The 12,080-nt window shown below is 71.6% G+C and carries 7 protein-coding genes and 2 pseudogenes; 5 read left to right on the forward strand and 4 right to left on the reverse strand.

Annotation, left to right across the window (positions count from 1 at the left end; genetic code table 11):
• Together RZ84_RS33600 and RZ84_RS33605 are read left to right on the forward strand one after the other, a co-directional pair.
• The coding region (locus RZ84_RS33600; protein ID WP_043271608.1) for an SbcC/MukB-like Walker B domain-containing protein at nt 1-1,842 on the forward strand (1,842 nt) is incomplete at its 5' end.
• Nucleotides 1,843-2,267: 425 nt separating this feature from the next.
• Nucleotides 2,268-3,110 (forward strand): patatin-like phospholipase family protein, encoded by an 843-nt coding sequence (locus RZ84_RS33605; RefSeq protein ID WP_052230351.1) that lies wholly within the window; start codon nt 2,268-2,270, stop codon nt 3,108-3,110.
• 174 nt (nt 3,111-3,284) lie between these two features.
• On the opposite strand, the pseudogene RZ84_RS42140 reads toward RZ84_RS33605, so the two are convergent.
• From RZ84_RS42140 to RZ84_RS33620, 4 genes and pseudogenes are all read right to left on the reverse strand, one after another.
• Nucleotides 3,285-3,528 (reverse strand): annotated as a pseudogene (locus tag RZ84_RS42140) (hypothetical protein); the annotation flags it as partial.
• Nucleotides 3,529-3,641: 113 nt separating this feature from the next.
• Nucleotides 3,642-4,367, reverse strand: coding sequence for a transposase (locus tag RZ84_RS42145; protein WP_241777980.1), 726 nt, complete (start codon nt 4,365-4,367; stop codon nt 3,642-3,644).
• A gap of 102 nt (nt 4,368-4,469) precedes the next feature.
• Nucleotides 4,470-4,754, reverse strand: a complete 285-nt coding sequence (locus RZ84_RS33615) for a hypothetical protein (RefSeq protein ID WP_043268341.1) — start codon at nt 4,752-4,754, stop codon at nt 4,470-4,472.
• Nucleotides 4,755-5,479: 725 nt separating this feature from the next.
• A complete protein-coding gene (locus RZ84_RS33620) occupies nt 5,480-8,263 on the reverse strand; it encodes an AfsR/SARP family transcriptional regulator (RefSeq protein WP_052230352.1) in 2,784 nt (927 codons plus the stop codon).
• Nucleotides 8,264-8,403: 140 nt separating this feature from the next.
• Between RZ84_RS33620 and RZ84_RS33625 the strand changes: the two genes are divergently transcribed.
• The 3 genes and pseudogenes from RZ84_RS33625 to RZ84_RS42150 all read left to right on the forward strand — a co-directional run.
• Nucleotides 8,404-9,741 (forward strand): APC family permease, encoded by a 1,338-nt coding sequence (locus RZ84_RS33625; protein WP_052230353.1) that lies wholly within the window; start codon nt 8,404-8,406, stop codon nt 9,739-9,741.
• Between the two features lie 6 nt (nt 9,742-9,747).
• Nucleotides 9,748-11,391: a tyrosine 2,3-aminomutase gene (gene cmdF, locus RZ84_RS33630; protein WP_043268343.1), complete on the forward strand. Its 1,644-nt coding sequence runs from the start codon at nt 9,748-9,750 to the stop codon at nt 11,389-11,391.
• Nucleotides 11,392-11,787: 396 nt separating this feature from the next.
• A pseudogene (locus RZ84_RS42150) lies at nt 11,788-12,080 on the forward strand (alpha/beta hydrolase); the annotation flags it as partial.

A 12,080-nucleotide genomic window follows, 5' to 3' on the forward strand; every position in this document is an offset into this window, starting at 1 on the left:
GGGCGGCGGGCCGCCGACCTCGGCCGGGAGCGCGCCGCCCTCGACCGCGAGGCGCACGCCGACGAGCAGACGCTGCTGGACGCCGCGCAGTGGCTCGCCGAATGGGACGCCGCGCGCCGGGCCCACCAGCGGCGGATCGAGACCGCACAGGAGGCCGTCGGCCGCGCGGAAGCGCTCGGCGACCGCATCGCACCGGCCGCCGAACGGCTGGAGGCGGGCCGCCGACGCGACCGTCTCACCGACGAACTGCGGTCGACGGAAGCGAAGTTGCTGACCGCCCGGGAGCGATCCGCAGCGGCTCGGGAACACTGGCTGGACCTCAAGGACCGGCGGCTGCGCGGGATCGCCGCCGAACTGGCCGCCCAACTGCGGGACGGCCGGGCGTGCGCGGTGTGCGGCGCGACCGAGCACCCGGACCCGGCCCGAGCCGACGCCGGCCACGTCGACCGGGCAGCCGAGGAGGCCGCCCTGGAGGCCCACCACCGCGCCGAGGAATCCCGGCAGCGGGCACAGGAGCACCGCCAGTCCGTCAAGGAGGCGCTGGCCGCCGCCGGCGCCGCGGCCGGCGGGGCCCCCACCGACGAACTCGCCGGACACGTCGAACAGTTGCGGGCCGACTTCGCCCGCGCCCGCGCCGTCGGAGCCGATCTGCACGGCGCCCGCGAGGCACTGTCGCGCGCCGAGCGGGAGTACGAGCGGCGCCGCGACGAACAGCAACAGGCCGAGCGCCGGGCCGCCGCCCGTACCTCCCACCGAGAGGCACTGGACCGCGAACGGGCCGCGCTGGAGGCGGAGTTGGCCGAGGCGCGGGGCGACTGCGGCAGCGTCGCCGAGCGGGCCGAACGGCTGGCGCGGCGGATCGCGCTGCTCGCCGCCGCCGCGGAGGCGTCCCGTACGGCCGCCGGCTGCGCGCAGCGGCTGAAAGAGGCCGACGCACAGCTCTCCGACGCCGCCTACCGCGCCGGGTTCGACACTCCGGAGGCGGCGGCCGAAGCCGTGCTCCCGGACGCCGAACGACGGGCCGTTCAACGGGAGTTGGACGACCGGCAGGCCGAGTCGGCGGCCGTGGCGGCCGAGCTGGACCGGCCCGAGCTCGCCGCCGCCGCGGCCCTGCCGCCCGCCGACCCGGACGCCGCCCGCACCGCACACCGCGCGGCGGCGGAGCGGCTGCGCACCGCCGCCGCCGGCCTGGCCGCGGCCCGCGAACGCTGCGCCGCCCTCGACCGGCTCTCCGCCAGGGCCGAGGAGGACGCCCGCCGCCTGGCCCCGCTGCGCGCCGCCTACGACCGGATCGCCCGCCTCGCCTCGCTCACCTCCGGCACCTCCAGCGAGAACGAACGCCGGATGCGCCTGGAGTCGTATGTGCTGGCCGCCCGCCTGGAGCAGGTCGCCGCGGCGGCCACCGCCCGGCTGCACCGGATGTCCGGCGGCCGGTACACCCTGGTCCACTCCGACGAACGGGCCGGCGGTGCCCGGCGCTCCGGCCTCGGCCTGCACGTCATCGACGCCTGGACCGGTCAGGAGCGGGACACCGCCAGCCTCTCCGGCGGCGAGACCTTCTTCGCGTCGCTCGCGCTGGCGCTCGGCCTCGCCGATGTCGTCACCCACGAGGCGGGCGGCACCCGGCTGGACACCCTCTTCATCGACGAGGGCTTCGGCAGCCTCGACGAACAGACCCTCGACGAGGTCCTCGACGTCCTCGACACGCTCCGCGAACGTGACCGCAGCGTCGGCATCGTCAGCCATGTCGCCGACCTCAAGGCACGCATCCCGTCCCAACTGCAAGTGGTCAAGGACCGCGCCGGCTCGACGGTCCGCCACCGGGTGCCGGCCGGGCCCTGACGGGGTGTCCGGCGGCTCAGGTGACGACCGGGCGCCGGGGCGCCAGGAGCGGTTCCTGCCTGCTCTTGCCCGACTTTTCCTTGATCGCCGTTGCCCTTCCGTCCCCCGCATGTCCCCCGAAGGGGCGGCCTCCGCCAGCGGCTGGCCGTAGTGTGCCGAACGGACGCAATGCCGCAGGCAGGGTTTGCCACTTCGGACCTGCGACGCCTGTCTCCGACGTCGGCACGGACAGCCCCTCTCACCTTGAGGAACCGGACGCGCCCTGCGGGGCCGGACCAACACCGGCACCCTCCGTGACTACCAACGCCTCCTCCGCGCCGCTCGGACAGGTTTCCATCCATCGTCGAGCCCCGCCGTCGGGAATATCCCTGCCGCCTGAGACTTTGCACTGACGTTCAACCGGATCAACAGTCCTGGGGGTAGGAATGAAGAACGAACGCGCACTGGTCATCGGCGGTGGCGGAGTGGCCGGCATAGCTTGGGCGACTGGCGTACTGGCTGGTCTCACCGATGCCGGGATCGATGTCACCGACGCGGACGCCCTGTTCGGCACCTCGGCCGGGTCGGCAGTGGCCGCACAGCTCACCAGCGGCGTAGAACTGCCGGCGCTGTTCCAGGCCCAGGTGGACCCTGCCCTACAGCAGAAGGAGCTGACGCCACAGGAGGGCGCGCTCGCCGAGCTCTTCGCGTTCGGCGAGAAGTTGGATGCCGAGGTCACCGACCCCGTGGAACGCCTGCGTCGGATGGGCGAGATGGCACTGGCCGCCGAGACCGTGACCGAGGCCGAGCGGCGGGGCGGCATCGAGGGTCGGTTGCCGCCCCACAGGTGGCCAGAGCGCAAACTGTCGGTGGTCGCCGTGCACGCCGTCACCGGTGAGACCCGGACCTTCGACCGTACCTCTGGCGTCGACCTGGTGGATGCCGTGACGGCGAGTTGCGCCATCCCCGGTGTCTGGCCTGCCGCGACGATCGGCGACGACCGCTACATCGACGGCGGCATCCGTTCACTCACCAACCTCGATCTCGCAGCAGGCTACGCCCGCACGCTCGTCATCGCTCCCATGCCCGACCCGGTGCTCGATGTCGACGCGGCCTCGATCGCCGAATGCGGCGGCCTCATCGAGGTCATCACTCCCGACGAGGCCGCTCTTGCCGCCTTTGGTACCGACCCGCTGTCCCCCGCCAGCAGGGCCCCTGCGGGCCACGCCGGTTTCGCCCAAGGCCAGGCAGCCGCACGGGAGATCGCCGCGCTGTGGACCACGGCGTAGCACACAGTGCGACAGCGGCAGCCGTCACCGACAGCATCAGCTCTCTCAACCTCAGCCGACCGGGTTCGCAGCACCATGAGGGCACCCCCTCGTAGGCCATGGACGTGACGGACCAACGGCGTGATGGAGACGCACTCGACGATCACGGCCGCGAACAGCGAGACGTCGGCCTCTCTGAAGGTCCTCCGCGACCTGCGCGGCCATGCGGCGTGCCGGTTCAAGGCGGGGGTCTTCGGGGTGGGCGTCCGGGGCCAGGATCTTCGCGCAGATGAACAGGGGCATCAGCTTGCGGTCCCGGCTCTCCAGATCCTGACGCCGCTCGTGGCGGACGCGCTCGGCCAGAGCCGGGACGGCGAAGCGAGTTGCCCCACAACGACGCGGCATCCAGCCCTTGAGGAGCCACACCCCAGTCCTCCCAGTTGAGCTGGGCCGTTGCCAGACGGGTTGCCTGGTCGATTTCGTCTGGTCCGGCGAAGGACTGGCCGGCGAGGGCGGCTTTACGGAAGATGCGCCACCAACGTTCCCGCAGGTTCAGCCGGCAGGCACCGACGGGGATGAAGACGTGTCGGATGCGGGGGGGGGCTCCTCCAGCCAGGTGGGGGTGGACAAGCTGTTGTGTGAGGACAGGTTGTCTGTGACGACCACGATTTCACCCGTGGGGTTGGCGTCTTCGACTTTCTGGAGGAACTGCTGGTAGAAGGCACTGTTGCGGGACGGGGCAGTCATGGTGACCTCATGGCCATCACGCACACGGAAGGCGGCGTAGACCCAGGTCTTCTCCGGTCTGCGGCTGAAGTCGAGTTCGGATTTGACGCGGTGTCCATCTGGCGACCAGCCCGGCGCCGGTGGGAAACTGCGGGGATCACCGGGCCGAGCTCGTCGGCGCAGATGACTGTGGCGCCGTCGGGTGGCTGGTGGACAGGCCGACGATCCGCGTCCTTTTCCCTCGAAGTCCTTAACCCTGGACCTGGTCCGGTACCGGGTGCGGCGCCATCGGACCTCTTCGCTCAGCAGGATCCGCCGTACCTGGGAGCGTTGGACCTCGATCCCCGGGCGTCCGGCTTCGGCTGCCGGACAGCCCAGCGTCCATTCCGGTGGCCCGGCCTCGTCGGCGGCAGCCAGGCATCCGTCCGCCTGAACGGTTGGCCTGCCCGGCGGCGTCTGCTTGGCCAGCGCGATGATCTGCGACCGCTCGGCTTCGGCGATCCGTCGAGGCCGGCCACTGACCGGCCCGAGCCCACAACAACGCCGGCACATCCACCCCGCTATGCGACCCCAACACACCTCATATGCCCGCAACTTGAGGAATTGAGCATTGGCTATTTAGGTCTTTGGCGTAGGCGCCGAGGTGTCCACGAGTCAGCCTTTGCGTGCGGGCTGCCTCGGACGCTTGCGACCGGGGTCGGGGGGCATCAGTTGTTTGTTCAGGGATGGAACCAGGTCGAACAGCGACGGGGGGTAGTTGGCCGTGACCTTGTCCGACCCCATGGCCGGGGGGTTGCCCGTTCCCGCGGGCATGCCGGAAGGCATGCCCGCGGTGCCGGTTCCATCGCCCGGGTCGCCGTCGGCGGCGGCAACACCCGCCGTGCCGAGGACGGCGATGGCGGCAACAGCGGTGGTCGCCACAGCGGTGCGGATTCGCATGTGCTTCCTTCCCGTAGGGGGCGAGTCACGGGGAGTGTTATCGCCGACGTGATCGCGGGAAACCCGGATGACACGGATCGCAACGCGGTACCACCCCAACAGCCCAGCACGTGCCTGGCGCGCAAGCACCGTGGCAGATGATCGCCCGGCAACCTCCGTTGCAGTGCGGAACCAGGGGGTCGCCGTAGTTCTCGCAGTGGCCGATGGGGGCGTTGTTGGTCGTCCTTGTCGAGGAACGCGAGGTGCTCGGCGACCGTCCATCGCAGCCACTGCCCTTCCGGCCGCAGTGGCCGGGGACGCGGCCCGCACTGGTGGGCCCTGGAGGCACCCCCGGCCTCGCGGGCGGCGTTCACCGGAGGGGTGCGCTCCAGGATGGGCAGGTGAGGCTTGACGCGGTGGATGGTGGACTCATCCAGCGACACTTCGCAGTACAAGCTGTCCGCATGCATGAGCATCACCAGGCGGTGAATGTGTCCCCATGCAGGGTGCAGGCCCCCAGGTGTGAACCACAGCCAGGTACCCGGGCGAACGCCGTCAGGGGGTCAGGGTTCGGTTGTCGTCGAGAGGCGGCAGGTCGTCCGGTCCGTGCTTGGCCAGCGCCTGTGGCGGTTGCACTCCAACTCGAGGGCGAGCCATGGATCGCCACTCGACGAGGGCGGCGGTCATGGAGGGGCAAACGGGCCCTTGCCGCCAGGTGGGGGCCGAACCGACCGCGCCGGGCTCGGCTATGGGCGTGCAGGGCCCAGGGCAGTGGGACTGTTGACGCGGAGGAGGTGGTGGGTGTCCAGTGCCTGCCGTCCGTAGAGCCGGGCCTGGGGCTGGGTGCCCTGGGCGTGGTGGGCGCAGGCGAGGACGGTGAGTGCGCGGGCTTCCAGGGGGAGGAAGCCCGCGGTGTGGGCTGCCGTGACCGCGTCGTGGAGGCCGTCGAGTGCGTCTGCGATACGGCCGTCGCGCAGGTGGGCCGCGGCAAGTCCGATGGTGGCCTGGATCAGGCTCTGGTGGCAGCGGGATTCGTGTGCCAGTCGCAGGGCCGCCTGGTGATGATGCCGGGCGGCACGGGTGTCTCCTTGCAGTCGACGGGCGTCGCCGAGGTTGTTGAGGGCGATGGATTCGCTTGCCTGGGCGCCCGTGCGCCGGTGGAGGGTGCGGGCGCGCTGATGGCAGGCGACTGCTTCGTCGACCCGCCCCTGTTCGGCCAGGAGCATGCCGAGATTGCCCAGTGTGACCGCCTCGCCCGCCACCCAGGAGAGCCGGCGGTGGATGCGCAGGGCTTCCTTCAGCTGCTCCAACGCCTCGGCATGGCGGCCGAGTTGGCGCAGCGCGTGCCCGAGGCCGTGCCGCATCACGGCCTCGGCCCGCGCATCGCCCTCCCGCTGGGCGGCGTACAGTCCGGTGCGGGCGGCGAGGTGCCAGTCCGTATGGCGCCCGTGCAGCCAGAAGAAGCCACGCAGCGCGTCGGTGAGCCGCCAGGCACAGCAACGCGGGGTGCGCCTGGCGGTGTCCACGATGGCGGCGAGCAGTGCGTCGGCCTCGGCCTCCAGCCAGGCACGCGCCGCGTCCGGGCTGTCGAACCGTACCCGCGCACCGGCGCCGCACCCGGCGGCGGACGGCATCCGCAGGAAGCCGGGATACAGCAGGTCGGCAGCGGCGTCGGCATGGCCCGCGTACCACTCCAGGAGCCGGCCGCGCGCGGCGTGGTCCCCGGCGGGATCGGGTTGCCTGGCGGCCTGCCGGTGCAGGTGGGCCCGCAAGGGCCGGGGTACACCGAAGCGGCCTGGGGAGGTGCACTCGACCAGATGCCAGGACCGCAGCTGCTCCAGGACGGGCAACGCCTCGCTCTCGGTGACGTCCCACAGTGCAGCGGCGCCCTGTGCGGTGGTGTCCTGCGCCGGAAGCAGCCGCAGTCGCAACAGGGCGTTCCTCGCGGCCGGTTGGAGCATGGCGCAGCTGTTGTCGACGGCCGTGCGGAGCGGGTGTGCCGACCGGTCCGATTCGCCGCCGGAGGAGGGCCGCGCCCCGTCGAGCCGTGCAGCCAGCTGTCCGACGGTCAGGTCAGGGCAGGCCGCTAGTTGTCCGCCGGCCAGGCGCAGGGCCGAGGGCAGATGTGCGCACCGGCGGGCCAGCGCGGCGGCCTGGTCGGGCTCGGCGGTGATGCGCTCCGCACCCGCCACCCGCGCGAGCATCGCCAGCGAGGTCTGCTCGCCGAAGCGACGCAGCTTGACGGGTAACGCTCCGTGTAATGACACCAGTTCGGCCAGGTGCGGTCTGCTGGTGACCACGACCGCGCAGCCGGGGCTGCCGGGCAGCAGAGGGCGTATCTGGTCGGTGTCGTGGGCGTTGTCGAGGATGATCAGGACGCGCTGGCCGGCCACCAGCGACCGGTACAGCGCGGCCTGTTCGTCCAGCGAGGCGGGCACCCACTCCGGTGCGGCGCCCAGCGCCCGCAGGAACCGGGCCAGAGCGGTGGAGGGGGAGAGGGCTTCCCGAGCGCGGCAGCCGCGCAGGTCGGCGTAGAGCTGTCCGTCGGGGAACTCGTCCGCGACCCGGTGCGCCCAGTGCAGCGCGAGCGCCGTCTTGCCAACGCCTGCCGGTCCTGACACAGCCGCCACGCCGGTCTCCGGACCGCCCAGCAGCGAGTCGAGCCGGGCGAGGGCGCCTTCGCGACCGGTGAAGTGCGGTGCAGTGGCGGGGAGTTGGCGCGGTGTGACCAGTGGGCGCACTGCGGTCGGCAACAGCTCCGCCCTGTCGTCCCGTACGGCGGGCCTGGCCAGGCCGGGGTCGGCGCGCAGCACCGCGGTGGCGAGGTTCCGTAATGCGTCGCCGGGTTCCAGACCGAATTCCCGGGCGAGTATCTGCCGCGTCTGCCGGTAGACGGTGATGGCCTCGGCCTGGCGTCCGCTGCGGTGCAGCGCGATCATCAGCTGTGCGGTGAAGCGTTCCCGGGTGGGGTGGTCGGAGACGAGCGCGGTCAGTTCCGGGACGAGCCGGTTGTGCCGGCCCAGCCGTAACTCCGCATCGATGCACTGCTCGTAGGCGGTCAGCCGGGCCTCGGCCCAAGGCGCGCCGTACTGCGCGCGGACCTCGTCCGTGGCGATCCCGGCCAGCATCTCCCCGCGCCACAGCCCCAGGGCCTCGCGCAGCGCCGTCACCGTACGGGCATCCTGCGCGGCGGAGGCGTCCGCGGCCTGCCGGGTGAGTGCGGTGAAACGGTGGGCGTCGACCTCGGCGGGGTCCACGCACAGTTCGTAGGCGTCGCCGTGGGTGCGCAGGTGCACCCCCTCCAGGCCGCCGAGCAGACGGCGGAGCCGGGAGATGTGCCCGTGGACGGAGTTGCGGGCGGTCGGCGGCGGGCCCGCGTCCCACAACAGCGAGACGATCCTGTCGAGACCGACGGGCCGGTTGGCCTCCAGGAGCAGCAGCGCCAGGGTCAGTCGGCGCAGCCGGGGCCCGGCGTCGAGTACGCGGTGCGCGTCCCGCACCTCCATGGTGCCGAGCAGACAGAACTTCACTGCGGCGCTTCCCCCTGTCCGGCAGGAACGATCAGCCCTGTGCATGTCCTCGACATCATCGAAAAATCAGGGGGCATTGGCAACATGGCCCCGCCGTGCCCGGACTGTCCGGAAAGCGCACGGCGGGGAGGGATGCGACCATGCCCGAGGCCGGACTGCGCCGCACGCTGCGGGTCACGGACGGGACCGCGATGGCGGTCGGCTCCGTGCTGGGGCCGAGCGTGCTGGTGCTACCCGCGCTCACCGCCCGCGCCGCGGGCCCCGGTGCGCTGGTGGCATGGGCGGCCATGTCGGTGTTCGCACTGGCCCTGGCGCTCACGCTCGGCCGGGCCGGGGCCGGCATTCCACGTGCGGGAGGCATCGTCGCCTATGCGCAGACCGCGTTCGGGCCGCGTACCGCGCAGCTCACCGGCTGGTGGCTGCTGGCCTCCGTGCCGTTCTCGGTACCGGTGATCGCGCTGGTCGGCGCCAACTACGTCACCGCGTACTACGGCCTGGCGCCCGGCTGGTCGGTGGCCGTCGCCGGCGCGCTGCTGTTCACCTCGTGCGCGCTCAACGCGCGAGGCATGCGGCTGTCGGGGCGGGTGCAGGCGTGGCTGGTGGCGCTGATCGCGGTGGTACTGGCCGGGGTGTCGCTGCTGGGCCTGGGGCAGGTGCGGGCCCGGCACTTCGAGCCGTTCATGCCGCACGGTTGGGGTGCGGTCGGCACGGCGGCGCTGCTGATCTTCTGGTCCTACATCGGCTTCGAGATGGTGGTGCACCTCGCAGAGGAGTTCCGGCATCCTGCCCGGGATCTGCCGCTGAGCATGGGGCTGGCCTCGCTGTTGCTGTCCGTGCTCTACGGGCTGTCCGCCGTGGTGACCGTCGGCTCGGGTGTGTACGCATTCGCATCCGGACTGGCTCCCATCAGTGTGCTCGCCGCGGACGTGCTCGGCCGTACGGCGGGCGCGGCCATGGCGCTGTTCGCCGTGTGCTGCTCCTTCGTGGCGGTGCATACCAATATCGCGGGGTTCTCCCGGCTGATGTACGCACAGGCCAGGGACGGGAGTCTGCCCGCCCAACTGGCCGGGCTGCACCCGCGGTTCGGCACCCCGACCCGTGCCCTGGGCTGGCTGACGGGCGCGTTCGCCGTCGTCGTGGGCGTCGTCGGGGCCACGCTGCCGAACCTGGAGGCGCTGATGGCCTGGCCCAGCGCCACTTTCGTCGCGGTGTATCTGGTGGCCGCTGCCGCAGCCTTCCGCATCCTGCCGCGGGGGGACGCCGGCCGGGCCGCGGCCGTGCCGACCGCCGTGACCTGTGCGGTCATTCTGCCGTTCAGCTGGCCCGCGGTGCTCTACCCGCTGGGGGTCGCCGCGCTGGGCGCCCTCCTCCTCGTCTGCCGGACCCGGGGCAGAACCCTCCCCGCTCCCGGCCCTCGTCCAAAACCCGATTCCCTTATCCCCGACGACCGTTCGCTTCCCACCGACCAACAGGAGTAATGACCGATGCCCCAGACCGTTCCTTCCTCCCGCTCCCAGAACGGCAGCCCTCCCCACCGCGTCGTCTTCGACGGCGAGAACCTCCGTATGACCGATGTCCGCACGGTCGCCGGTCGGCGCATCCGCTGCGAAGTCGCCGACCAGGCCCTGACGCGGGCCGCACACAGCAGGGAACTGTTCGAGCAGACCGTCGCCGACGGCATTCCCGTCTACGGGGTGACCACCGGTTACGGCGAGATGATCTACATGCTGGTCGACACGGCCAAGGAGACCGAACTCCAGGCCAACCTCGTCCGCAGCCACAGCGCCGGCGTCGGGCCGCTGTTCAGCGAAAGCGAGGCCCGGGCCATCCTCGCCGCCCGGCTCAACGCCCTGGCCAGGGGCTACTCCGCGGTGCGGCCGGAGATTCTCCAGCGGCTGGCGCTGTATCTGAGCGAGGGCATCACTCCCGCAATCCCGGAGATCGGTTCGCTGGGCGCCAGCGGCGATCTGGCTCCGCTCGCCCACCTCGCGGCCACGGTGATGGGCGAGGGCTATCTCCTCAAGGACGGCGAGCGCGTCGAGACCGGCCCGGTGCTGCGCTCCCTGGGCATCGAACCCCTTGAACTGCGGTTCAAGGAAGGGCTGGCCCTCATCAACGGCACCTCCGCCATGACGGGCCTGGGCTGCCTGGTCGCCACCGCCGCGCTCGATCAGGTGCGGCAGGCCGAGATCGTCTCCGGTCTGGTCGTGGAGGCACTGCGCTCCTCCGCCGGCCCCTTCCAGCCCGAGGGCCACGACATCGCCCGCCCGCACCGCGGGCAGATCGCCAGCGCCGCCAATCTGCGCACCCTCATGCGGGGCAGCAAACTGCTCCGCGACCACGCCGAGTTACGCACCGAAGCGGCGGCCGGCAAACGCGACACCGATGTGACCCGCACCGACATCTACATTCAGAAGGCGTACTCGCTGCGTGCCATCCCGCAGATCCTCGGCGCCGTACGCGACACCCTCGACCACACCGCCGACAAGCTGGAGACGGAGCTGAACTCCTCCAACGACAACCCGCTCTTCCTCGGCGGCGAAGGAATCCGGGAGGTCTTCCACGGCGCCAACTTCCATGGCCAGCCGGTGGCGTTCGTGATGGACTACACCACCATCGCGCTCACCCAGCTCGGGGTGCTCTCCGAACGGCAGACCAACCGGCTCCTCAACCGGCATCTGAGCGAGGGGCTGCCCGAGTTCCTGGTGGCCGGCGACCCCGGGCTCAACTCCGGCTTCGCGGGTGCCCAGTACCCGGCGACGGCGCTGGTGGCCGAGAACCGCACCATAGGCCCGGCCAGCACCCAGAGCGTGCCCTCCAACGGCGACAACCAGGACGTGGTCAGCATGGGCCTGATCGCCGCCCGCAATGCACGGCGGGTCCTGGAGAACAACAACCGCATCCTCGCTGTGGAACTGCTGGCCGGCGCCCAGGCCGTGGACATCAACGGCACTCTGGGGCAGCTGAGCCCGGTCGCGCAGGCCACCCACGCGACCGTGCGCGAGCTGGTGCCGTTCCTGGACCGGGACCGGTGGATGAGCGATGACATCGAGGCCGTGGCCGCCGCGCTCACCGACGGCGAGTTCCTGACCGCCGCAACCGCCGCTGCCGAAGCGCCGCTGCTGTGACCGGGGGCGCCATGGAGCCGAGCCGACAGCACGTGTACATGAGATGGGGAGGTGTCGGCGGCGCGTCGTGTTCGAAGTTCATGAGAAGCGACAGTGCCCCAGTGCCCCAGTGCCCCCAGCGCCCCCCCGACCGTCGCAGGGCCTCACCTCGGGAAGCCGCGATGAGGCCCCAAGTAGCTCTGCGTAGTGTTCCGAGTCCGTGGCATCCGGCCACGAGCCCGCACAGGAACCCGTTTGGCGGACCACGGCGACCACTGCTACGTTTCCGGAGGCCGTGCGAGAGATTGAGGAGGTGGTACCCGTGAACGTATCGACGTGGGTGCTCTCCTCCGGGGTCACGGTCGGGCGATAGGTCGTCCGGGAGCGCCGTTCTGTGCACTCCCGAAAGGCACGACCATGCAATTCACTTCTGAACAGCGCCTCGACGACGGCGTCCTGGAACGCGAGTTCACCCTCGGCCAGATCCCCGGCATCCTGTGGACGCCTCAATCCGCATCCGCGTCCGCACCGGTGCCGCTGATCCTGCTCGGCCACCCCCCGCTCGGACTCGGCAAGATGTACCCCCGGCTGGCGGGGCGGGCCCGGAACGCCGCGGCGGATGGCTTCGCCGCGGCCACCATCGAGCTCCCCGGGAGCGGTGACCGGCCCCGTTGGGCCGCCGCCGAGCAGGCCCCCCCCCCCCCCCGCCC

The organism is Streptomyces sp. CT34 (assembly GCF_000805335.1).
Taxonomy (GTDB): domain Bacteria; phylum Actinomycetota; class Actinomycetes; order Streptomycetales; family Streptomycetaceae; genus Streptomyces.